The sequence below is a fragment of the Pedobacter sp. Hv1 genome, from assembly GCF_001412215.1.
GTDB lineage: Bacteria > Bacteroidota > Bacteroidia > Sphingobacteriales > Sphingobacteriaceae > Pedobacter.
The window spans coordinates 1-24,888 of the sequence record NZ_LLWP01000010.1; the positions used below are offsets into that span (position 1 = coordinate 1).

At 37.6% G+C, this 24,888-nt stretch carries 19 protein-coding genes; 5 read left to right on the forward strand and 14 right to left on the reverse strand.

What is annotated here, in order from left to right; all coding sequences use genetic code 11:
* The first annotated feature begins 182 nt into the window (after positions 1 to 182).
* Positions 183 to 1,163, forward strand: a complete 981-nt coding sequence (locus AQF98_RS19045; RefSeq protein WP_055133580.1) for an acyl-ACP desaturase — start codon at positions 183 to 185, stop codon at positions 1,161 to 1,163.
* A 63-nt stretch (positions 1,164 to 1,226) separates the two neighbouring features.
* Here AQF98_RS19045 and AQF98_RS19050 read toward each other — a convergent pair whose 3' ends face one another.
* The 12 genes from AQF98_RS19050 to pyrR all read right to left on the reverse strand — a co-directional run bounded on the left by AQF98_RS19050 (position 1,227) and on the right by pyrR (position 18,470).
* Positions 1,227 to 2,156, reverse strand: a complete 930-nt coding sequence (locus AQF98_RS19050; RefSeq protein ID WP_200911924.1) for an MBL fold metallo-hydrolase — start codon at positions 2,154 to 2,156, stop codon at positions 1,227 to 1,229.
* Between the two features lie 19 nt (positions 2,157 to 2,175).
* Positions 2,176 to 5,541: a methylmalonyl-CoA mutase family protein gene (locus tag AQF98_RS19055; RefSeq protein WP_055133582.1), complete on the reverse strand. Its 3,366-nt coding sequence runs from the start codon at positions 5,539 to 5,541 to the stop codon at positions 2,176 to 2,178.
* Between the two features lie 158 nt (positions 5,542 to 5,699).
* Positions 5,700 to 7,370, reverse strand: a complete 1,671-nt coding sequence (gene pafA / locus AQF98_RS19060; protein ID WP_055133583.1) for an alkaline phosphatase PafA — start codon at positions 7,368 to 7,370, stop codon at positions 5,700 to 5,702.
* A 61-nt stretch (positions 7,371 to 7,431) separates the two neighbouring features.
* Entirely contained in the window at positions 7,432 to 8,718 is a 1,287-nt protein-coding gene (locus AQF98_RS19065; RefSeq protein WP_055133584.1) for a folylpolyglutamate synthase/dihydrofolate synthase family protein, read from the reverse strand.
* A 42-nt stretch (positions 8,719 to 8,760) separates the two neighbouring features.
* The gene (locus AQF98_RS19070) at positions 8,761 to 9,576 is read right to left on the reverse strand and encodes a hypothetical protein (RefSeq protein WP_055133585.1); all 816 of its coding nucleotides are present in this window, start codon (positions 9,574 to 9,576) and stop codon (positions 8,761 to 8,763) included.
* Entirely contained in the window at positions 9,576 to 9,977 is a 402-nt protein-coding gene (locus AQF98_RS19075) for a biopolymer transporter ExbD (RefSeq protein ID WP_055133586.1), read from the reverse strand. Before AQF98_RS19075 ends, AQF98_RS19070 begins: the two co-directional genes overlap by 1 nt.
* Positions 9,977 to 10,687, reverse strand: a complete 711-nt coding sequence (locus tag AQF98_RS19080) for a MotA/TolQ/ExbB proton channel family protein (protein ID WP_055133587.1) — start codon at positions 10,685 to 10,687, stop codon at positions 9,977 to 9,979. Before AQF98_RS19080 ends, AQF98_RS19075 begins: the two co-directional genes overlap by 1 nt.
* A 1-nt stretch (position 10,688) precedes the next feature.
* The gene (locus AQF98_RS19085) at positions 10,689 to 12,011 is read right to left on the reverse strand and encodes a hypothetical protein (RefSeq protein ID WP_055133588.1); all 1,323 of its coding nucleotides are present in this window, start codon (positions 12,009 to 12,011) and stop codon (positions 10,689 to 10,691) included.
* Positions 12,012 to 12,065: 54 nt separating this feature from the next.
* Positions 12,066 to 13,766, reverse strand: coding sequence for a hypothetical protein (locus AQF98_RS19090; RefSeq protein WP_055133589.1), 1,701 nt, complete (start codon positions 13,764 to 13,766; stop codon positions 12,066 to 12,068).
* A gap of 11 nt (positions 13,767 to 13,777) precedes the next feature.
* The gene (locus AQF98_RS19095) at positions 13,778 to 16,795 is read right to left on the reverse strand and encodes a tetratricopeptide repeat protein (RefSeq protein ID WP_055133590.1); all 3,018 of its coding nucleotides are present in this window, start codon (positions 16,793 to 16,795) and stop codon (positions 13,778 to 13,780) included.
* Between the two features lie 190 nt (positions 16,796 to 16,985).
* Positions 16,986 to 17,918 (reverse strand): aspartate carbamoyltransferase catalytic subunit, encoded by a 933-nt coding sequence (locus tag AQF98_RS19100; RefSeq protein ID WP_055133591.1) that lies wholly within the window; start codon positions 17,916 to 17,918, stop codon positions 16,986 to 16,988.
* A 6-nt stretch (positions 17,919 to 17,924) separates the two neighbouring features.
* Positions 17,925 to 18,470 carry a bifunctional pyr operon transcriptional regulator/uracil phosphoribosyltransferase PyrR gene (gene pyrR / locus AQF98_RS19105; RefSeq protein ID WP_055133592.1) on the reverse strand — a complete coding sequence of 182 codons (546 nt, stop codon included), beginning with the start codon at positions 18,468 to 18,470 and terminating at the stop codon, positions 17,925 to 17,927.
* Between the two features lie 234 nt (positions 18,471 to 18,704).
* Between pyrR and AQF98_RS19110 the strand changes: the two genes are divergently transcribed.
* Genes AQF98_RS19110 through AQF98_RS19125 form a run of 4 tightly spaced genes read left to right on the forward strand, consistent with a single transcriptional unit; the run spans position 18,705 to position 22,671 of the window.
* Positions 18,705 to 19,148, forward strand: a complete 444-nt coding sequence (locus AQF98_RS19110; protein WP_055133593.1) for a MarR family winged helix-turn-helix transcriptional regulator — start codon at positions 18,705 to 18,707, stop codon at positions 19,146 to 19,148.
* 2 nt (positions 19,149 to 19,150) lie between these two features.
* On the forward strand, positions 19,151 to 20,542 hold the full coding sequence (locus AQF98_RS19115) for a TolC family protein (RefSeq protein WP_200911926.1): 1,392 nt from the start codon (positions 19,151 to 19,153) through the stop codon (positions 20,540 to 20,542).
* 3 nt (positions 20,543 to 20,545) lie between these two features.
* Positions 20,546 to 21,508 carry an HlyD family secretion protein gene (locus AQF98_RS19120; protein ID WP_055133594.1) on the forward strand — a complete coding sequence of 321 codons (963 nt, stop codon included), beginning with the start codon at positions 20,546 to 20,548 and terminating at the stop codon, positions 21,506 to 21,508.
* On the forward strand, positions 21,508 to 22,671 hold the full coding sequence (locus AQF98_RS19125; protein ID WP_055133595.1) for an ABC transporter permease: 1,164 nt from the start codon (positions 21,508 to 21,510) through the stop codon (positions 22,669 to 22,671). The genes AQF98_RS19120 and AQF98_RS19125 overlap by 1 nt, the downstream gene beginning before the upstream one ends.
* A gap of 238 nt (positions 22,672 to 22,909) precedes the next feature.
* On the opposite strand, the gene AQF98_RS19130 is transcribed toward AQF98_RS19125, so the two are convergent.
* Both AQF98_RS19130 and AQF98_RS19135 read right to left on the reverse strand, forming a co-directional pair.
* Entirely contained in the window at positions 22,910 to 23,734 is an 825-nt protein-coding gene (locus AQF98_RS19130; RefSeq protein ID WP_055133596.1) for an aminotransferase class IV, read from the reverse strand.
* Positions 23,734 to 24,867, reverse strand: coding sequence for a P1 family peptidase (locus tag AQF98_RS19135; protein ID WP_055133597.1), 1,134 nt, complete (start codon positions 24,865 to 24,867; stop codon positions 23,734 to 23,736). Before AQF98_RS19135 ends, AQF98_RS19130 begins: the two co-directional genes overlap by 1 nt.
* Positions 24,868 to 24,888: the final 21 nt, after the last annotated feature.

Here is a 24,888-nt window from a genome sequence, read left to right on the forward strand (position 1 = left end):
TTATACAAACTTTTTTAAAGAGAAGACAGCAATTGCTGAGCAAATTAGGCCGATTAAAGGCTTTATTTGATGAAATTTCACTAAAAAGTGAGCAAAATCACCTGTTCATCATGGTTTTAATTACAAATAAACTAAGGCTAAACGCTGTATAATGCGTATCTTTGTACCTTAATTAAAAAACGATGAAAATCAATTTTGGATCAAGAAAGGAAGTATTATTACATGTTGAGAAATACATGCTTAAAATGATGCCTACCTATTTGAAACCTATAGATACCAATTGGCAACCTTCTGATTTTTTACCAGACTCAACTACAGATTCTTTTTACCAAGATATTAAAATTTTAAGAGAGAATGCAAAAGATCTTTCTTATGATTTAGTAGCTGTATTGATTGGTGATACCATTACAGAAGAGGCACTTCCAACTTACGAATCGTGGTTAATGATGATGGATGATATTTCTCGTGACGAAGAGGGTGGTTGGATGAAATGGAACCGTAACTGGACAGCAGAAGAAAATCGCCACGGAGATCTATTGAACAAATATTTATACCTATCAGGCCGTGTAGACATGCGCCAAATGGAAATTTCTACGCAATATTTAATTGCTGATGGATTTGATATTGGTACAGGACATGATCCTTATCGTAACTTTGTATATACTAGTTTCCAAGAGTTAGCAACTAATATCTCTCACAGAAGAGTAGCATCGCTAGCTAAAAAAGATGGAGATACCTTATTGTCTAAGATGTGTGGTGTAATTGCTTCTGATGAAGCTAGACATGCCAAAGCTTATAAAGATTTCATGTCTAAGATATTTGAAGTTGATCCTAGTGAAGCAATGATTGCCTTTGAAGACATGATGCGCAAGAAAATTGTAATGCCTGCACACTTCTTACGTGAAATGGGACAGAAAATTGGTCAGACTTTTGGTCATTTTACAGATGCAGCACAACGTTTAGGGGTATATACTGCTGTAGATTATGTTGAAATTATGCAGCAATTGATCGAAGAGTGGAAAATTGATAATCTTCAAGAGTTGAACGAAGCAGGTGAGCGAGCTAGAGACTATGTAATGAACTTACCTTCGCGTTTATTACGTGTAGCAGAGCGAATGAAAAATCCAACAATGGAATACAAGTTTAGCTGGATCAATGCTTAATTTTTTTCTAAATGATATATGAAACCCAAATTGAAAAATTTGGGTTTTTTTATGGAATAAATATCAATGAAAAACCTGAGCTTGATGCGCTAAATTAAAGCCGTTTTTCAATACTTCTTTTTGTGTTTCTGGCTTCCAAAGCAAAGGATTGGTATGATTGAAATGGATGAAATAGACCTTTTGCCTTGTTTTTAAGTCTTCCTTTGCTAATAAAGCTTCCGTTTCTGTAACCAATGGATGTGGAACCTCGGCTATGGCTCTATTGCCTAGTTCCGTGTTGGTATAAAAAGTAGCATCCAATAGTGCAACATCTACGTTCTTAATCTCTGTTACAATGTCTCTATCCCATTTGTTCCACTTGTCAATATCTGGTATAAAGAGGTATTTCTTTGTTGGGGTGATGATTTTAAAACCAGCTGTTTCAGAGTACTCGTCTCTATGAGGTACCGTAAATGCAGCAACAGTGTTGTTGGCTATATTGATAGATATATTGGCAGTTAATTCAATCAGGTTGATGTTGTTTAATTTCACCAATTGGCTCCATGGGCCATTCTGTTCTAAATAACTTTTAAATTTAGGAAGAACGTAAACTTTTAAGTTTTTGGTTCCCATTACTTCTCTGCCAAATTCCATTAAGCCTGTATAGTGGCCAATATGGGCATGGGTAATAAAAACACCTTCTGGTAGGTAAGGATATTTTTGCTGTGTTTGTGTGCGAAAATTTTGTAATTGCTGTTTAATATCTGGTGTAGCTTCGAATAAATACCATTTTTTATTCACAGGATCAACCAAGGCAAGCGAAACCACGTTTCTTCGCATAGCTGGATTTTTCCAAGCTTGTTTACAGCACTCTTTCTGGCACCCCATGTGTGGGTAACCGCCATCTTGAGCTACGCCCAAAACAATGATATAGCTTGATTTAGGCTCTTCGAAAGCAAATGTTTTGATTTGAAGGACCATCAAGAAGATAAAAAATAAGGTTTTTTTCATCATTGTTTTAGCGCTTAACTAATTACATATTTCTTCGGTATTGACCACCAACTTCATATAATGCATTGCTAATTTGCCCTAAAGAGCAGATTTTACAAACTTCCATTAAATCTTCAAAAATATTATTGCCAGCAACAGCCGATAATTGAAGTTGTTTCAATGCATCTGCAGTTTTCTTAGCATTTCTATCTTGGAAAGCTTTTAAAGCGGTGATCTGATATTGTTTTTCTTCTTCTGTAGCACGAATAACTTCTCCAGGAACAATTGTAGGCGATCCATTTTTATTCAAGAAAGTATTCACTCCAACAATAGGGTATTCGCCAGTATGTTTCAGCGTTTCGTAATACAAGCTTTCTTCTTGTATCTTACCTCTTTGGTACATCGTTTCCATTGCGCCTAAAACACCTCCACGATCATTGATTCGCTTAAATTCGGCCAATACCGCCTCTTCTACCAGATCGGTTAAATCTTCGATGATGAAGGCACCTTGTAATGGGTTTTCGTTTTTGGCCAAACCCAACTCTCGGTTAATGATCAACTGAATAGCCATTGCTCTGCGTACTGATTCTTCTGTTGGTGTGGTAATGGCTTCATCGTAGGCATTGGTATGTAATGAATTACAGTTGTCGTAAATCGCATATAAAGCCTGCAACGTTGTTCTGATATCATTAAAATCAATCTCTTGGGCATGTAAAGAACGACCTGAGGTTTGAATATGGTATTTTAATTTTTGAGAACGGTCATTGCCCTTGTATTTATTTTTAATGGCTTTTGCCCAAATTCTTCTGGCTACACGACCAATTACCGAATATTCTGGATCGATACCATTACTGAAAAAGAAGGAAAGGTTTGGCGCAAAATCGTCGATATTCATTCCTCTACTTAAGTAATATTCAACAAAAGTAAAACCATTACTTAGGGTAAAGGCCAATTGAGAAATCGGATTAGCGCCAGCTTCTGCAATGTGGTAACCAGAAATAGATACCGAATAGAAGTTTCGAACCTTCTCGTCAATAAAATACTTTTGAATATCGCCCATCATCCTTAATGCAAATTCTGTAGAGAATATACAGGTATTTTGGGCCTGATCTTCTTTCAAAATATCTGCTTGTACGGTACCTCTTACCGAACTAATGGCTTTTGCTCTAATTGGTGCATAAATATCAGCAGGTAAAACCTCATCGCCTGTTAAGCCCAATAACATTAAACCTAAGCCATTGTTACCCTGTGGCAATTCGCCTTGGTAGGTTGGTGGTTCAATTCCTTTTTCTTTATAGATCTGTTTAATCTTCGCTTGGGTTTCTTTCTCTAAGCCATTTTCGATAATGTATTTTTCACATTGTTGATCAATAGCGGCATTCATAAAAAAGCCCAATAGCATTGGTGCGGGACCATTGATGGTCATGGAAACCGATGTAGAAGGCGCACAAAGATCAAAACCACAATATAGTTTTTTGGCATCATCCAAAGTGGCAATACTTACACCAGAGTTACCAATTTTGCCATAAATATCTGGTCTTACATGTGGATCTTCTCCATAGAGTGTAACTGAGTCGAATGCGGTAGACAAACGGTGTGCTGGCTGACCTAAGGATACATAATGGAAACGTTTATTTGTCCTTTCTGGTCCACCTTCTCCGGCAAACATCCGTGTTGGGTCTTCCCCATCTCTTTTTAAAGGGAAAACACCAGCTGCATAAGGGAATTCGCCAGGAACATTTTCTGTTAACAACCAACGTAAAATATCTCCCCAATCTTCGTATCTAGGTAAAGACACTTTAGGGATTTGTAATTTAGATAACGACTCGTAATAAAGCGGTTGTTTAATTTCTTTGTCGCGAACTTTATAAACAAAGAATTCTGCTTTATATTTTAGCTTGGTATCTGGCCATTGGCGGAGTAAACGTCTGCATTCGCCATCTAATTGCTCTTCTAAATAGGTGTAGGCATCCTTTAAACCTTCTCCAAAGTTCTCGAAATCGTTCGAAAAATTGATTACCCCTTGAAGCTGATACAATTTTCTAGCAATTTTACATTGTTTATCTACCCATTCATTATAGGTTTCGCTTGCTTCTGCAATTTCAGATAAATAACGGATGCGATCTGGTGGAATAATGTATATTTTTTCAGATTGATTGGTGGTCATTACCATTTCAGCCTTGAAATCAACTCCGGTTTTTTCCTTTATGCCACTTAATAAAGCCACAAAAAGGTTGTTCATTCCCGGATCGTTAAACTGTGAGGCCATGGTTCCATATACTGGAATCTCATCATCTTTGGCCTCGAAAAGGTTATGGTTACGTTTGTATTGTTTGCGTACATCTCTCAATGCATCTAATGCACCTCTTTTATCAAACTTATTGATGGCAACTAGATCGGCAAAATCAAGCATGTCAATTTTTTCTAATTGCGTAGCTGCCCCAAATTCAGGTGTCATTACATATAAGGAGATATCGCAATGTTCGGTAATTTCAGTATCTGATTGACCAATACCGGAGGTTTCTACAATAATCAGGTCGTATCCTGCCGCTTTGCAGATGTCTATACTCTCTTGTACATTTTTAGAAAGGGCTAAATTAGCTTGTCTGGTAGCTAACGAACGCATGTAAACCCTAGAATTGTTGATCGCATTCATGCGGATTCTATCGCCCAATAAGGCGCCACCAGTTTTACGTTTAGATGGGTCTACAGAGATAATGGCTAAGGTTTTATCTTTTACCTCAATTAAAAATCGGCGCACCAATTCGTCAACTAATGACGATTTACCAGAACCACCTGTACCTGTGATCCCTAAAACTGGGGCTTGGTTATTTAAGGTCAATTTCTTTAACTCATCTACGAATTTTTGAGCACCTTCTGGATCATTTTCTGCAACGGTAATGGCCGAGGCGATGCTTTTTACTTCTTTCTGAGGGATGGTTTCGAGTTCAGTAGTAATTGCTTTGGTGGTAATAAAATCGGTCTGCTCTAACATGTTGTTGATCATGCCCTGCAAGCCCATTTTACGGCCGTCGTCTGGAGAATAGATTCGAGTAACGCCATAAGCTTGTAACTCTGCTATCTCTGATGGAAGAATTACACCACCACCACCACCAAATATTTTAATGTGTTTGGCACCTTTTTGTTGCAGCAAATCATACATGTATTTGAAATATTCGATATGACCACCTTGGTAAGAAGTCATGGCAATACCTTGAACATCTTCTTGAATGGCACAGTTGACCACTTCTTCTACAGACCTGTTATGCCCCAAGTGAATTACTTCTGCTCCTGAAGATTGAAGAATACGACGCATGATATTAATAGTGGCATCGTGCCCATCGAATAATGCAGCAGCGGTAACAAAACGAATTTTATTTTTGGGTTTGTAGACTTGAATTTGTTCCATGTAGGTTTTTGTATTTGGTGTACAAAGTTAACAAAAACTAGGTATTGAAGGCATTAATCACCGAATCAATACAATGTCAAATTCAAAAAGACAAGTAAAAATAAAGGGAGAAAGCTGTTTGATAACTTTCTCCCTTTATTAAATGATGTGGTATAAGGTTAATGCGTTAACTCTGTAATTGCATTACCCACGCTTCCACTTGGCATTTGGATGCGTAACATGGCAGCTAAGGTAGCAGCAATATCACTCATGTAATAAGTTTGGTTGGTTTTGCCCGGTTTAACTTTCCAGCCCATGAAAACCAATGGAATATGCGAATCGTATGGATACCAGGCACCATGTGTAGTGCCGGTATTGCCACCATCGAACCAGTTAGATTGTAGTAAGAAATAAACATCACCACTGCGACGGGCATTGTAACCATTTGTAATTCGTTTTCTAATTTCTTCTGGAATGGTTGATGTATTTAAAATTTGTAGATCAACAGCATCTGCAATTCCATCTTGTTTGGTTAAATATTCGATTGCTGCTTTTTTAACTTGGGCAAAATCTACTTTTTTATCTTCAATTACACTATGGTCAAAATAAACTTGGTTATTCATTACCGTAATTACCGATTTAGAAAGGTTGAATTTTTTATTCATTACCGTATCCAATCCCTTTCTTAAGGTAGAGTTGTTTACCAAACCTGCAGGCATTTTGTTCTCGGCCATAAAGCCAGGTACGTGAGCTACAGCATGATCTGCAGATAGGAAAAATAAATAGTTTCCTTTACCTAATGTTTTATCTAAATAGTTGAAGAAATCTTCTAAATCTTTGTCTAAACGCAAATAAGTATCTTCTGCTTCGATAGAGTTTGGTCCAAATTGATGGCCAACATAATCTGTTGATGAACAGCTAATGGCCAAGAAATCGGTATTGCCAGTTTGGCCCATTTTCTCATTTTGGATAGCCAATTTAGACAAATCAAATGTCATGGTGTTACCATATGGTGTACTTCTGATCAAGTCGTAATTTTTACCAATGTTGCTGCTCAATAAGTGTGGGAATGAAGTACTTGTTTCACCTTTGAATTTTCCTTCATAGGGTTTGTCATCCGATGTACTTTGTGTATAGGTATTGATCGGATATAAAGTATTCCACTCTTTGGCATAAAAATCATTGGCTACTTTCTTTTTATTGTAATCTGAAACCCAAGTAGGCAAGGTAGGCATGTAGTAAGTACTGGTAATCCAATCGCCAGAACCACCATCATACCAATAAGCGGCATTTGCAGAGTGACCTGCAGGTAAGATTGAACCTCTATCTTTTTGCGAGATACCAATTACTTTGCTTCTAAAATTAGTAGCTAAACGTAATTCGTCTGTAATGGTTGTTACCAACATGTTCTTTGGCGACATTTCTCCAGCCCTTGTGGCGCTACCTACAGTTTTAACATTTCTATCTTCTGTACAATATACATCTCTTCCCAATTCTGGATCGAACCAATTGTTACCGATAATGCCATTAATTGCAGGTACAGAGCCAGTGTAGATAGAAGTGTGACCGCAAGCAGTGTAAGTAGGGGTGTAAGGGATAAACGTATTTTCGGCCGAAAACCCATCATTGATCAGTCTTTTAAATCCGCCTTTGCTGTAACGGTCGTAATAACGGTATAAATAATCCCAACGCATCTGATCGATTACTAAACCTACAACTAATTTAGGTCTGTCTATTTTTTGTGGGTAAGAACTGGCTTGATTTGCAGTAGCAGGTTTAGTCCATTTTTGAGCAAAAGATTGGATGCTCACCAATAGCAAAACCAGCAGAGAAAGGTGTTTAAATTTCATTTGTATCTAGTTAAGTAGACCGTAAAAGTAAGAAATGCTATGTGAAGTAAAAGTGAATTTTTTATATTATTTCTGCTACGACGAAGGTGCTTCCGCCTACAAATATTAAATCTTTTGACCCCGCCATTTTTTTTGCATTTTCAAGTGCTTTTTCTACACTTTCAAATGTTTCTCCTTTCAATCCAAATGAGGCGGCTTGGGCTGCTAATTCTTCTACTGCTAATGCCCTTTCTAGGTTAGGTTGGCAAAAATAATAAGTGGCATTTTTAGGCAGTATGGCCAATACTCCAGAAATATCTTTGTCTTTAACCATGCCCAATACCATGTGCAAATGATGGTGGGGAGTGTTGTTGATATTTTGGATTACTTCTAATAAACCAGCTTTGTTGTGGCCTGTATCACAAATGACCAAAGGGTTTTTACTTAAGGTTTGCCACCTGCCTTGTAGACTGGTTAATTTTTTGACTTGTTTTAAGGCCGTATAAACAGCATCATCAGCAATGGTATATCCTTTTTCTTTTAAAATCAGTATACTTTCTATAACGGTAAGTATGTTTTTGAGTTGATGACTACCTGTTAAATCTAGTACAAGTTTTGGATAACTGATTTGATTGCCATTGTATACGTCGACACTTAATTGCGCAGCATTTTGCTGAATATGGTCGAGGTGTAAAACATCATCAGCAAAAGTAATGGCTGCATTCTCGAGTTTAGCTTTTTCAATAAAAACAGTCGCTGTTTCTTCTTGTCGCTCGCCAATTACTACAGGAATTTGAGACTTGATAATCCCGGCTTTTTCATAAGCAATTTCGGGTAATGTATTACCTAAAATATTGGTGTGGTCTAAGCTGATATTGGTGATTACAGCTAAGTCTGGCCTAATGATATTGGTAGAATCTAATCTGCCTCCCAAGCCTACTTCTATAATGGCTACATCTACTTTTTCTTGCGCAAAATAAGCAAAAGCCATAGCTACGGTAACTTCGAAAAAAGAAGGCTCTATTTGTTCAATCAACTGGTTTTGCGTTTTTACAAAATCAGTAACAAAAGCTTTTGGTACCATTTTTCCATTGATCCGTATCCGTTCTCTGAAATCTTTTAGGTGTGGAGAGGTATAAAGACCGGTTTTATAACCAGCTTGTTGTAAAATGGCAGCAAGCATGTGCGAGGTAGACCCTTTACCATTAGTACCACCTACATGGACGCTTTTAAACTGATGCTGAGGGTTACCCAATGCAACACACATGGCTAAGGTATTGTGCAAATCTTTTTTTAAAGCAACAGCACCTACACGGGTAAACATGGGAAGTTTACTGTATAAAAAATCGAGGGTTTGAGCGTATGTCATTGTTGAGATATGAGACAATTACCAAATAGGAGTCTTATCTTTCTACTTCACCTTAAAATTAAACACCACAATAAAAGTTCTGTTTTCGTAACCTGCGCCTACTTTATCTAAACTGGCACCCATTACTGCATCTTCACATTTACGGAATAAAGCATTGTCAGAAAAAGTGGTTCCCTTTGCACCGGCAGTTGCAGAAATTACTTTTCCTTCTCTATTGACACGGATTTTTACAGCTATTTTTCCTGTCTGTTGTCCATTATCGTCAATAGACTTCAAGTTATTGAATTTACTTAATGGAACAGGGGTATCTCCATTTCCGGAGCCACCTTCGCCATAATTTGGTGCCAAAGGATCGCCATTGATGCTGCCTTGATTACCAGGGGCATTGCCCGTACCATCGCCTTCTCCTTTACCATTGTTCTTATTGCCTTTGTACAAAGCATTTGGATTAATGGTTGGTTGCGCAGGTTTTTCTTCTTTAGCACTGGTTGGTGCATTGGTACTTTTTGTTTTTTTGGTATTCACAGCTACTGCATCTTCAACATCTTGTGTAAGGATATCCTTTGCATCAACTTGAGAAGAGGTGGTTGGCTTAACTTTTTCTTCGGGAGTAACCTTATCAGGCATTTTCTGATTGGCATTGGGGTCAACCGAAGGTTCTTCAATACTCGTATAATCATTACCCATCCCAACTGCAGCGGTACCATAATTTACTACCATACCACCCATGCCAGGTTCTTCTTCGGGGTTGAAGGCACTAATTACCCATAGGAAACTTAAACCAATAAACAGGCCCATTAGGACTGTAGCAATGGCTATGGCTTTTGGATAGTTATTTTCTTCGTTTGTAGTTGTCATTATTTTTTAGGATCTACAGCTAAAACAAGTTTTAGTTTTAATTTGTTGGCCACATCATAAGCTTTCATGATATTTTCGGCAGGTACACTTTTTTCTACGTACAAAATAATCGTCAAATCTGGTTCGATTTTCTGGTAGCTTTCTACCACAGTTTGCAATTGTTCTATAGTAGTTGGTTTTTTATCAACGAAATAATTTAATTTTTCGTCTATGCTTACCGTTATTGCCTTTTTTGCTGTAGATTGTTGTCCACTTTCTGATTTTGGCAATAAAAGTTTAACTACCCTTGGGTTAACTACGGCTGAGGCCAGTAGAAAGAACAAAAGTAGAAAGAACATGATATCATTTAATGCAGAAGTATGAACCTCAACTGCACCTTTTTTTCTTTTGCGTAAATTCATTATTTGCCCGGCTCTTCTAATAAGTCAATAAACTCAATTGCATCGGTTTCCATTTTAAGGATGATTTTCTCTACCATCATATTTAAAATATGGTATAAAACGTAAGCTACAATACCAATGATCAATCCTGTTGCTGAAGTAATCATTTTGGTATATAAACCACCAGAGATGGTTCCAATTTCAATTTCTCCTTTAATGGATACATCATGGAAAATGGTAATTACCCCAATAATGGTACCTACGAAACCTAACATGGGTGCAATACCAGCAATGATACCCAAAATACCGATGTTTTTTTCCAGTTTTGAAACTTCCAGTTTTCCAGTATTTTCAATTGCACCTTCTATATCTTTAATTGGTCTGCCAATTCTTTTCAAACCTTTTTCTAACATTCTGGCTAATGGCGATTTGGTGTTTTTACATAAGGCAATGGCACTATCTAACCTTCCATCGTGGATGTTCTGTTTAATTTGGAACATCAAATTCGATTCGTCTTTTGACGATTTGCGAATGGTTAGGTAACGTTCAATAAAGATCACTAAACCTAAAAAAGCCAATAGGGCAAGGGGTAGCATTACCCATCCTCCTTTAAATAATAAATCTATAAAGTGGAGTTCGGCAGGGGCTGCAGTTATCGGTTTTGCAGCAGTTTGTAAGCTATCTATAATTTTGTTTGTTGTGTCTCCAGCCGCTATTAGCAATGTAATCATATTAATTTTTTGGTTTGATGGATTGTATATAAATCTGAGGATTTTTTAATTTTATTTTTAAACTATCTTGGTATGTTTTGGCCAAGTTGTAATCGGTAAAAGTACCTAAACTTATTTTAGTAAGTCTACCTGGTACATTTTGAAGTGGTTTTGCAATAATCCCCTTTTTTTTCATGAGGTTAATTACATAATCAATTCTTTTTTGGCTCTTTTCTGCACTGCCTATTACTTCGTAAATGATTGTTTTACTACTGTCGGTTGCATTGCTATCTTTTACCAATTTGATCATGGCGTTGTTTTTCGCAATACTGTCGGCATATTTTAATGAGTCTGTTTTTGTAAGAGTGGTATCAATTGGTAATATGGCTACAGCATTTTCAGGTACTTCATCATTATTGATCAGTTTACGGTCAAACCATTCAGGGAAGAAGAAATAAGTTAAAGCTCCTGCAACAGCAATCAGAATTAAAACGATCAAGGTTTTTAACAAAATTCTGAAAAATCTACTTGGTCTTCTATCATCATCGTCGTCATCATCATCTTCTAAGTAGTTATAATTAACAACAGGAGGTGGGGTAGCACTTGTTGCTACAGGTATTTCTTTATCTTCTGCTATAATTGGGTCCTCTAATGGCTGATGCTCACTTTCTTGATTTGCTACAGGTAAAGTAACTTCTGTAATTTCATCGTAAACCATTTGTTCATCCAGCTCATCTTCCTCAACCTTTTCGCCCGTTTCTTGACCTGGGTTTTCTTCTTCTAATTTATTTTCTTCAACAACAGAATCAATGGTGTCTGCTCCTTTAGTCACAGCAGCTGTTTCTTCTTCTTCAATAGCACTAGGTATTTCTGAATTTAGATCAGCTGTTTCATCGCTAGAGATGGTTGTTGTTATGCTTGCTTCTTCTGGGTTTTCAGCAGAAAGCTCATTTAATGTTGGTAAGCCATAAGCTTCATTTCCGAAACTACTTTCTTGTTCGGCAATAAAAGTAAGCTGATGGTCAATGATGATTAATTTTCCAATAGGTTCTAGATTAGCTTCTTGCTGTTCTGCCAATTGGGCCTGAATATTATCTACAAACTCACTAATGTAATAATTGGCAGAATCGACACTAATCTTTCTTCGTTCGCTAATGAAATTTGCTAATTCTTCTTGTTCCTTTAGTTCGCTAGTAAATGCTAAAGCATAACTTGGCGGTACAAAAGCATGTTGGGCTACATCGTATCTACCTGGTGATTTCTTCTTATACAACGTACCCAGTCCGACAATGCCAATGGCTTTTCGGCTCTGTAATAACTCAGTTAAGTATAATAATATATCCATTCAGGTAAAATTAAATTTTAATTTGGTACTAACCAATTATTAATTGAGTACGAATTAAAACGAATAGCTTAGTCCACCAAAAACACTGATGCCATTTACGCGGTAATACAAATATTTACTGTAATTGGTATTTAATATATTGGTGGTTTTAACAAAAGCCGAAAATTGTTTATTGATTTTATAATCGGCACCAAGCCCCAAATCTACGAAACCTTTTAGATTAACTACATTTTCGATTGCTGGGCTATATACCATTGTATAAATACCACCAACCATAGGATTAGCAGTATATATCTTGGCTTTACTATCGTCCTGAATAGCAACATTTGCATTAAACGTTAACTTTTTGTTAAAGTTGAAGAGGAAGTTAGAGCTTACCCGAAGTTGAGGTTTGAAATAACTGTGTTGTTCTGAAGCCGGTTTGTAGTCTTCTATGTTTAGTTTTCCTGTCCATTTCAAATCATCACTCACCTGAACAGAAATTTCTCCTTCTAAACCTAACAGTTTCATGTTGCCAAAATCATAAATTACATCAAACTTGTTAAAGTTAGTGTAGTTATTTACGAATAGGGGCATGTCTGTTATTTTTTTGCTGTAAAATCTGGCCTTGTAACCAAACCCTGGGCCGCCATTACCCTTGATACCAGCACTAATGCTCAATTTCTCGATGCTGTTCTTGATTGCGATATTGCTGTTTAAGAAAGGATTTTCATCTGTAAAAGATTTGAGTGTGTTTCTGTTTACATCACCTTTAACTTCTCCAAATACTTGTAAAAAATCAGGTATTAAGGTAAAGTCGGCAGTAACTGCTGGGAAAAATCTGGTAGTAGAAGTGGTGCCAAATTCTTGAACAAAGTTAAGTCCAGCTGTAATTTTAACACCATTAGCCTGTAATTTGATATATGGGTTTAACCTTAAAACGTTATTTGAAACCTTGGTGTTCAAATCTTTTGAGTTGCCTAACTCAGTTGATGCAGCTAAACCTAGATTGAAATTGTTAATTCTTTTGTTTAAATATCCAGTTAAAGTGATGGTCTGTTCTTTGGCATCATATTTATCATTGAACATATATGCATTTACCTTTGCAGCATAGCTGAATGCATTTTCGTCGCTATTGTATTTATTTACAACTTCCCCTTCTAATTCGAAAAAGTTAAGTACTTGTCTTTCTGGGTTTGGGTTTAATGTTGGTCTGGTTTCATCAATACCATAAAAGAACAAACCATGTCTCTCATAATTCAATCGGCCACTTAAGTTTGCTTTATCGCCAATGCTACGCCCAAAAACACTTAATTGTTGTCTGTTTTCATTTTGCTTGTTCAGTTTGCCTTGTTGACCAAAGTGTCTGAAAAACGCACCTGCTTGTAGGGCTTCATCTTTGCCAATGTTTACATAACCTTCGGCCAAAAGTGTTCCGAGCGAACCTACACCACCTTTTACATAGTTATTGATCAGTTCTATTGCACGTTCGTCTGCCAATTGCTGGGCTTGTAGTTTTTGGATATCAGAATTCAGTTCCAGCTTGCGGTCTAAAAGGGCATAGTTGAATCTGGCTCTATAAGTTTTAAGGTTGTCTAAATCAGGGCTACGTCTTAATTTAAACGCTTCTGCCAAAACTGGTTTATAGGGTCTAATTACTTCAATTTCTTCGCTTACTGTTTTCTCTGGTGGTTTTACCTCTTGTGCTTTTAAGGTATAAAATCCAGCTGCAAAAAAGAATAGGGTAGTCGTATATATGGTTTTATGTAATCTCATTTTCAAATGCTCTAGTTTAGTTTTGCTAATTTTTCTTTGGCGGTTGGAATAATATCGTCCTTACCTTTATAGCCATCTATGATACTTAACAATGTTGTTTTTGCCTGGAACTTGTCTTTTAAGGCTACATAATTGTCTGCCAATAAGATAAAGGTTTTAGCTACCCAATAATCATAAGCAGGCATATTGTTCGTTAAATCGAAACATGTTTTTTGTGAGCCTTTGTAATCGCCTTTGGCATATTGTAGGGCAGCTAAATTGTATTTTGCTTCTGCTGCAGCCACAGTTTTGGTTTTGGCAACCACATTGGTAAATGCTTTAACTGCCTGTACGGTATCTGCTTTGATGAGGTAAGCCTTACCTGTATATAGATCTGAACTGTTTTTTTCTTCTTCAGATGCTTTATCAGATGTTCTGATCAACTCTGCGTATTTGATCATGTCGTCGGCCATGCCCAAAGCATTGTAAGCCTTGATTAAATTATTGATGGCATAACTATAATGCGCTTTGTAATCAGACGTAGTCTCTAACCTTTTCAGGTAAACAATGGCTTCATTGTATTTTTTCTCTTCCATCAATACTCTAGAAACACTGATCAATGAGCGTTCGGTATAATCGCTTGTCCAGTCGTTTAAGATATAGTCGTAATCGGCAATTGCTTCTGCAGAGCGACCTAATTTCACCAATGATTCGGCTCTGATAAATTTAGCTTCTTTGTCGTGGATCGCTTTAGGGAATTTGTCAAAATAAGCATTTACCGCTTCAAAAGCTCCTTTGGCATCGCCTCTTAGATAGATGTTGTTGGCAGCTTGGAATACAATGTTATCTTGCTCGCTTAAAGAATAGTTGCCCAATGGCGTAGTAGCAGCATAGCTGATAAAGCCATTTGCATCACCTCTGTCTACATAGATATTTTTGATCGATTCTAAGGCCTGTTTAGCCTCAGGTAAACTGGCATACTCTCTAATTACTTTTTTAAACGATTCTAAAGCCGCATCATCTTGATCTTGGTTGTATTGTACCAAGCCGATGGTAACCAATGCACGAGGTACATAACTGCTGCGTGGATATTTGGCTACTAGGTCTACCAAGTCTGATTTAGACTTATCGAAATCTCCTTTGTTAAAGTAAGTATAGGCCGTTTCAAAACCAGCATCATCCGCATAGTTAGAAAGTGGAAACTTACTCAACAAACTCTGCATGGTTGCAATTTTGGCATCGTCTTGTTTTTGTAGCCCCTGGATCATTCCACGTTGAAACAATGCATAATCATCGCCAGTTAGTTTACCATTGATGATTTTATTGTAATTGGTCATCGCTTCATTGTAGTTTTTATTTACAAAGTACGAATCTGCCAAACGCATAGTGGCATCATTTACGGTTTTTGAATCTTTATCGTCGCCTCTTAAAAAACGTTCGAAATAATTGGCTGCTTTTGCATATTTCTCATCTTCGAAAGCGGCATAACCTAAACCATAGTTGGCAAAGTTGTACACCTCGGTTTTATTGGCCGATGGCATGGTTAAAAACTTCTCGAAAGTTTTAACGGCTTCGCCAAATTTGCGCAGTTCGTACATGGCCTCTGCCATCCAGTATACACTTAAAGCATGGATTTCGTTATCTTCTACAAAATTACCCGAACGCATAAACATTGATAAAGCATTAGGGAAAGCTCTTTCGTTGTAAAATTGCAAACCTCTAAAATAAGTTGCTTTTTGGTAGGCTTCTTTGGCCTCTGGCGTTTTATTTTGGATAGGTTCTAAAATATCAATTGCTGTTTGGTAGTTTTTACTGGTAAGTAAAATTTCGCCCAATAAGGTTTTGGCTTCATTGATCTTTCTAGAATTAGGGAACTGTTTTAAAAAGTTCTGGGTATATTCTAATGCTTCTTTGTTGAACTCTAATTCGTAGCTCAATTTGGCATAATTTAACCAAGCTTCTTCTTGAATAACCTTATCAAGTTCTAAACGAGATGCCCTGAAAAATGCACCGCGAGCTTTTTCTTTGTTTTTGAGTTCTAAAGCTGCTTTACCTAAAGTGTACATGCCATTTTGTAGGTAAACATCATCAGCATTTAGTTTTTCGAGGGTAGCAACTGCTTCTTTGTACTTGGCATTTTTAAATAACGAATAGCCATATTGATAAATGAAAAGGTTATTTTTTACCTGGTTTCTATCTTTTTCGTAAAATTCGGCAAAGTATTTTTCTGCATTTTTAAATTCCGATTTTGCAAAATAAGAAGCCGCCACCAAACTCAACATTTCTGGTTCAAACTGTTGTTTTGTTTTGGCAATGGCAGGTAGGGCATAATCAATTACATCATCATAGCGCTCATCAAGATAATACATTGAAGTGATATAGTAAGGATAACTGGCCTCGTAGGTAGGAGAGCCCTTTAACTTTTCGAAATTGCTTAAAGCGGTTTTGTATTCCTTATTTAAGTAATTGATGTAAGCAAAGTAATAGGTGGCACTTTCTTTAAACGGAGAATCGTCCTTTTTTACGATTTCAAAAAGTGGTTCTGCTTTTTCAAAGTTCTTTAACTCGAAATAAGCGTAACCTTGTTTAAATTGAAATTCTATTCTTTGTTTTTGAGAAAGTGTAGAAGGATCTGTTTTCTCAAACCATTCTAAGGCTTTAGGATATTTTTTTTGTCCGAAATAAGACTTGCCCACATGGAAATAGGCCAATACTGTATTTGGGTTAAGTGGATATTCTTTGATGAACTCTTGAAACAGAGATTCTGCATCGGCATTGCCTAATTCTAAAGCACAAACTGCAGCATAGAATCTTGCATTCTCTTTAATCAACGATAATTCTGCGTTGCTATCTTTATGTGTACTACTTTTTGTCCTAGTTGTTTCTACCAACCTAAATTGTTGCGCTGCTGCTACATATTTTTCGTTTTGTAGCAATTCTAAACCTGTTTGATAGTTTTTGTTCAACGTAACCAATGGGCTTAATTGGGCATAACTAGCACCAATACCGCCAATTACAAATAGGGGGATGAAAAGGTATTTCTTCTGCATAGATTTCAAATATGGTTGGTACTAAAATAGGGCATCTTAATGTAGATATCAACATAAGTAATTAACATCTGTTGATAACACAGTTAACGGAAAGTTGTAAAGCCTAGTATATTGGGTGTAAGATGTAAGACAGAAAATGTAAGATGGAAAATATAAAAGGCACATTTTCCATCTTACATTTTCCCTCCAATTAATCGTTCTGGCTAGCCAGTAGATACAACACGGCCATTCTTACCGCAACCCCATTTTCTACCTGCTCTAAAATAATGGATTGTTTGCTGTCGGCCACATCACTGGTAATCTCCACACCACGGTTAATTGGCCCTGGGTGCATTACAATGATCTCTTTGTTAAGGTTGTCTAAAATCTGTTTATTCAGGCCATACATCATGGCATATTCTCGTTGAGAAGGGAAGTATTTAATGTCTTGTCTTTCTAATTGGATGCGCAACATATTGGCCACATCGCACCAATTTAATGCTTTGATCAAGTCGTGTTCAACTTTTACGCCTAAGGCTGCAATATGTTTTGGGATCAATGTGGTTGGTCCGCAAACCATTACCTCTGCACCTAATAACTGTAGGCAAAGGATGTTTGAAATGGCTACCCTTGAGTGAAGGATATCGCCAACAATCACCACCTTTTTACCTCTTACATCGCCTAATTTCTGGCGGATAGAATAAGCATCTAATAAAGCCTGGGTAGGGTGCTCGTGTGCGCCATCGCCGGCATTTACAATTTGTGCATTGATATGCTTGCTCAAAAAAACACCAGCTCCTGCATAAGGGTGACGCATCACTACCATATCCACTTTCATGGCCAGGATATTGTTTACCGTATCAATTAAGGTTTCTCCTTTGCTTACCGAAGAGGAAGATGCTGCGAAATTAACTACATCTGCAGAAAGTCTTTTTTCGGCCAGTTCAAAAGAAAGTTTGGTACGGGTAGAATTTTCGAAAAATATATTGGCAATGGTGATGTCTCTTAACGAGGGAACCTTTTTAATAGGTCTATTGATGACATCTTTAAAATTATCGGCAGTTTCAAAAATCAATTCAATATCATTCAGGTTAATATCTTTAATGCCTAAAAGATGTCGTGTTGATAGTTTTTCTGCTGCCATTGTATGTTATTGCTTTTCTGATAATAAAATCACTTTGTCTTCTCCTTCGTTCTCCTTCCAACTCACTTTTACTTTTTGTGAGTCTACACAATCTACCTGTTGACCAATGTAATTGGGCTCAATGGGTAAATGTCTCGAAAACCTTCTGTCAATCAGCACCATTAATTCTACTTTTTCGGGTCTGCCATAAGCCAATAATGCATCCATGGCGGCACGGATTGTTCTGCCTGTCCACAACACATCATCAATTAAGATGACTTGTTTGCCTTCAATAATAAAATCTATGGTATTGCTGCTTGCGGTAACCAAACCATCTTTTCTTCTAAAATCGTCTCTAAAAAAGGTAATGTCTAAATGCCCTTTTTTAATGGCGTTGGTTTTTAAAATGGTAGAAAGTTCTTGGTGTACACGATCTGCAAAAAAAGTACCTCTGGGTTGGATTCCAACCAATACAGTATTGGTAAAATCAGTGTGATTCTCAATTAACTGGTGACAAAGTCGCTTAATTGTGATTTGGAATTTTTGACCGTTGAGTAGTGTTCTCTTTTGCATAGCATGAGGATTGGGCAAATATAAGGAAACAAGTGGTTTTTTTATGAAAATATTTAATTTACAATAGACAAGTCATTAAAATAGGAAATTAAAATTCATAAATTGATTATTTTATTTGATTTTAAGTGTTTGATATTTAACTTTTTATGCTTAAATTGATGAAAATAAACCAAAATATAGTTGTTTAACTAACTATATTATTTTACCTTTGTAGTTGTTTATGCAACCATTGTTATGAATACTAATTTAATTTCTGTAGAAAATCGTTATAACTTGTTAACTGGAAGGTTGTTCATGTATATCAACCGGTACATTGCTCAAAAATTCAAGAGCAGTTCGGTAGCGCTTACCCGCGAGCAATGGACCATCTTAGTTCAGCTTTGGAAACAAGATGGCGTGTCGCAACAGGTGATTGCTGATGAAACCGGTAGAGACAAACCCAGTACTACCCGTTTATTGGATAACTTGGAAAGAGACGGCTATTTGGAACGCAAACCTGCAGCTGAAGATAGACGCTTGAATTTGATCTTTTTAACCAAAAAAGGAAAAGTCGTAGAGCAAGGCGTAATGGAGGTAGCTAACCAAGCATTAGATGATATTACTGCTGGTTTAACTGCGGCAGAGATGGAAACTGTTAAAAAGGTTTTTGAAAAAATTTATAAGAACATAAGTAAATAGATATGATGAAAAAGAAGCTGTTTTTTTTAATTGCATTTGTTTCGTTAAATGTGTTTGCCCTTAAGGCGCAACAGGTACAGGTTTCGAAATCATTAATGCAGGCCATTGACGCAGCCTTGAACAAGGATCTTGATTTGGCCAATCATTATCTGGAAACAGAGAAGATAGGGATTGAACGTAAAAGTGTGCTCAATAAATACATTCCCCATGTAAGTGCAAATGCTTTATACGGCTATTTTGACAACACTTTAACGTTAGATATTCCAACCCTGACCTTGCCACTTACAGGTACACAACTGTTTAGTGGCAACCAACAATTTAACAACAACGGCAATCTGTTTTTTGGGGGCTTAACGGCCAAAGCTGTTTTGTTTAGTGGAGGTCAGATTTTAAACGGAGCCAAAGCGCTTGATGCCAAGAAAAAGGGAACCGAATTGATGGCAGAGCCTAAAAAAGATGAAATCATTAAAGAGGTGATCAATGCTTTTGACCTAATTAGATTGCTTAATCAGGCCGATCAGTTGATCAACGAAAGTGAGATTCGCTTGAAAAAGGAAAATGAGCGTGTAGAAAAGGCCATTGCCAATGGTTTGGCTATTCCTTATGATCGGGATAAAATCAAATTGGCTGTGCTGGAACTGAGTTCGAAAAGGCTCGAAACAGAAGGGAAACGTAAAGTACTTTATCAAAAAATAAATATGCTTACGCATTATGAAAAGGCGCAGATCGATGCGGTAGTTTATGAGCTTGATCCGATTGTGTTACCGCAACAATTAAATGCCGATAATCGGGCAGAGCTGAAAGCCTTAGAATCTTTTAAGAATGCTTATCAATATGCATTGAAGAAAGAAAAAGGAACCTTGCTACCAACTGTAGGTGCTTTTGGTAGTTATAGTTATGCTTCGGTATTTGGCGCCAACAGTAGTTTCAATGGTCCTGTTACTGGTAATACTTACAAACTGAAATTGAATGAAGCTACTTTATCTCCTAACTTAATGGTTGGTGCTGCCCTGAAATGGGACATCTTTAGTGGTTTTGAACGCAAGCATAAAATAGATGAAGCTAAAATCAATATTAAACAAGTGGAGAATCAGCTTGCTGCTACAAAAGAAAAGATAGGTCTGCAACTACAATACAACAATACCCAATACGAAACTTTATTAAAGCAGTTGGAGATTGCCGATCAACGTGAGAAAATTGCCAAACACAACCTCACGGTAGCACAAAAACAATATAGCTTAGGTTTGATCAATGTAAGCGAACGTTTAGCTGCAGAAACCGACATCTACCAGGTTTCGTTAAATAAAGTGAACCTTACTATTGAACAGCGGAAGGCAGCATTTGAAACGCTTTCGGCTACTGGAAATTTACAAAACGTTATTCAAGTTAAATAAATCATGAAAAAGAATATCATCATCTTATTGAGTTTGTTTGCACTGGTTTCGTGCAAAAGAAAAGATACCGTTAATGGACTGATACAGGGCAAAGTGGAACGCGATGAAATTGCCGTTGTAGGCAAAATTGCCGGACGGATTAAACAGGTAAAAGTAAAAGAAGGAGATTTTGTGAAACAGGGCGATACTTTGGCAATTCTAGATATCCCAGAGGTAGATGCCAAAAAAGCACAGGCACAAGGTGCGGTCAAATCGGCCGATGCACAATATGACATGAGTGTTCGAGGTGCTACTGTCAACCAATTGAAACAACTGGATGCCAAACGCAATGCGCTAAAGGAACAATATGGTTTTGCCAAAAAATCGTTGAGCAGGATCCAAGCAATGGTAAGCGACTCATTAGTGCCCCAACAGCAATACGATGAGGTGTATGCAAAATATCAAGGTGCATTGGCTCAATACACTGCCGTAGAGGCTGAGATTGCCGATGTGAAAAACGGGGTGAGGATAGAACAACAGACCATGGCCCTGGGACAAAAAGACCGTGCTTTGGGTGCTTTGCAAGAAGTGCAAACTGCCGAAAAGGAGCGTTTCATTATTGCTCCACAAGACATGAGGATTGAAACCATTACCTTAAAGGTTGGCGAATTGGCTTTACCTGGTTATACCTTGTTTACGGGTTCTCTGAAAGGCAGTGTTTATTTTAGGTTTACGGTGCCAGAAACAAGTTTAATGGCTTACAAAAAAGGAGAGGAGATTACCGTTAGTATTCCCTATAAAAATAACCAACAGCTTACTGGCGTCATCAGAAATGTGAAGCAGATAGGTGCCTATGCCAATATTGCTACGGCTTATCCTGATTACAATATGCAAGATGCCTTGTACGAAGTTTCGGTTTCGCCCAAAAACAGTGCAGATGCTGATGACTTACAAACCAAATCAACTGTAACAATAAACAAAAAGTAATGAAAACATTTTTCGACCTACTGAAGAGAGAGTTCAGGATGTTTTGGAACAATAATGTTTTGAGGATCCTGTTTATTGGGGCACCAATTATGTATGGTGTGCTTTTGGGTTATGTTTACAGCAAAGGTAAAGTAACCGATTTGCCTATTATTGTGGTAGATCGTGACCAAAGTAAAATGAGCAAAAGGGCAGTAGAGATGATGGATGACAATGAAGTTCTAAGTATTGCTGCGCTTAAGTTTGACGAAAATGACCTATCGAGGTTAATGATTGAAAAGGATGCCGCTAGTGTGGTGATCATTCCTGAAGGTTTCGAAAAACAGGTCTTGACCAAAAAATATCCAGAGATTACCACTATTGTGAATACCGCCAATGTGCTTACGGCTAATTATGCCTCTACTGCTATTCAGGTAGTTTTGGGTACTTTAAAAGCAGGGGTACAACTCGAAACTTTGCGTAAACAGGGTGTGCCCGAGAGCTTGGTATTGAGCCAATATGAACCTTTTAAAACCACTTTTATCAAAAAGAACAACCGCTCTACCAACTACATGTATTTTTTGTGGCCAGGTATTTTATTAACGGTATTGCAACAGGTGTTGATGTTGGGCTTGGCCCTGTCTTTTGCCTCAGAGTTTGAGAGTGGCACATTTAAGGATTTGGTGCAGCGTTCTCCCTCAACTTTGAAGTTACTTTTGGTAAAAATCCTTCCTTACCTTATCATGAGTATCGGCATTTGGTTGTTGTATTGGGCATTTACCTGGTGGTTTAACATTCCATTTTACCAAAATCTAGGTGTGCTTACACTTACTGCAGGTTTGTTTGTACTATCGGTTTGTTTCATTGGTGTGTTGGTGAGTATCATGATCCCCAATCAGCTAAAGGCCACCGAGGTATTAATGGTGGTGGCAACACCTAGTTTTATCTTATCTGGTTTTACGTGGCCTTTGAGCCAGATGCCAGAATGGATACAATACATTTCTAGTGTAATTCCATTAACCCATTACTTGCCTATTTTTAGGATATTGATGATAGAAAACGGGCCTGTAGATCTTACTTATCCTTATATCTACAAATTGCTGTTAATTACCGTGATTGGTTTTGTGTTGTCTTTTGTAGCATTGTATATGAAAAAGAGGAAGGTACTTCAACCAATTAAAAAATAAGTTAATCTGAATTAAAGAAAGCTTTGTCGCTACCGCGGGTCCTACTTTTTCCTTTAGCTGAAAAAGTAGGCAAAAAAGCCACGGCTGCGCCCTGTTCTATTAAAGTTGGGAGGTGGGCTAATTATTGCTAGCCGAACAGGCCAAGGCCGATTTTAGCTCAACGGAGAGGGGCTGCTCTGGCTTGACATGATTTAAACCAGATTTCTTAGCTCAAATGTGGGTTAATTTGAAATGGTTTTTAGCCCCTTTGGATTAATGCTGTAAATTGCTCGTTTAATTGACGGGTTATTTTTCCTGGTTTTCCATCGCCCACTTTCTGCCCATCAATTTCCAATACCGGAAGCACATTTTTGGTAGAACTGGTAATGAAAGCTTCGTCGGCCTTTGCCAAATCTTCCAGTGTAAAATCTTCTTCTACAATTGAAAAGTCTGCTACTGTCATATCTAATACCTTGCTTCGGGTAATGCCTTTTAAAATAGCTGTTTTTGGGCTAATGATTCTTTGATCTTTTACCATAAAGAAATTGGCTCTAGGGCATTCACGGATCATACCGTTATCATGGTACAATACATCGTCGGCATTATTTTGTTTAATGTAAGGCTGTAAACGAATGGCCTGCAGGTAATCGATGGTTTTAATTACTGCCAATTGTCTCTGGTGGTTATAAGTAACCAAAGTGGTGCCTTTATCAAAAGCTGTAGTATCGTATTCAAAAGGGCTTTGAGTAATGACCAAGTTAGGTTCGCCAATGGTATAGCCATCGGCAGAAAAACCTCCAGTTAAAATGAATTTAATGCCTGAGTTGGGCATATTGTTTTTTTCCATCAATGCTTTAACTGCATTAAGTAGGCTTTCGCGATCATAGCCGATAGTAAGTCCCAGTTCTTTGGCAGAATTGTAGAACCTGTCGAAATGATTTTCAATAAAGATCGGTTGACCATTGATCGTTTTCAGGAAATCGAATATGCCAAAACCTCTTTGAATGGAGAGGTCTGAGACATGTATTTTAGCATCGGCTTCTTGAACTAATTCGGTATTGATGGAAATGTATCTAGCATTCATTACTTAATGTTGTTGTATTTTTTTAAAATGGAAATCACTTTGTCTATTGGCATTGCCTCAGCCTTGTTGCCATTGCGGCCAGTTATGGTTTTGGCAGCAAATAATGAATTGATAATGGCTTCTTCTGTGGCTTCTATGGCTGCCATAAACAGGGGCGAGGTATAATCATTATGTAAAGTGTTGGTGGGTAAAGTAGTTGTTTTTGGGTTGTGTGGTACCCTTAGTTTTTCATCAGTGGAGAAAGCAATCACATAATCGCCACTACCATTAGAGGCAATGCCTCCAGTTTTACCTAGACCTAAAAATGCCCTTTTAGCCAAACGTTCTAAGTTGCGACTATCTAAAGGGGCATCAGTAGCTACTACGATCATACAAGAACCATCTACATTGTTTAACAATTGGTTGCTGAAATCAAATTTGCCAAGTTCTTTGCCCACATTTACCCCATTGATCTGCAATACCCCACCAAAATTGCTTTGCACAATTACACCAACCGTATAGCCACCCAAGCTTTGGGGTAGTTTACGAGATGAGGTGCCAATACCACCTTTGTAGCCAAAACAAACCGTTCCAGTTCCTGCACCAACAGCACCTTCTTCAACCACACCATCTTTTGCATTTGCAATGGCATTTAAGATATCTTGTTCTTTGAGGTGCCTGCCCCTAATGTCATTTAAATAGCTATCATTGGTTTCGCCCACTAGAGCATTAACCGAACGGACATTCTCATTGCCTTTTTGTTGTAAGGTATAGCTTACCAAAGCCTCAATCCCTGTTGATACATTGAGCGTATTCGTTAAAACAATTGGAGTTTCCAGATTACCCAATTCCATTACTTGGGTAGTGCCCGCCAATTTGCCAAAACCATTGGCTACAAATACGGCAGCGGGTACTTTTTGCTGAAAAATATTTCCATCATAAGGAAGTATGGCCGTAGCACCAGTTCTGATCGAATCCCCTGCCATCAGCGTGACATGACCAACTTTTACACCTGATACATCGGTAATGCTGTTCAGTTTACCTGTAGGGATTACACCTATCTTAATGCCATAATCTCTTGCTCTTTTGGTTTGTTGAGCAAGGGCTACTATTGGAAGGAAAGAAACGAAAAGTATGAGAAGCCATTTTTGCATCACTAAAGTTATAAAGTATTT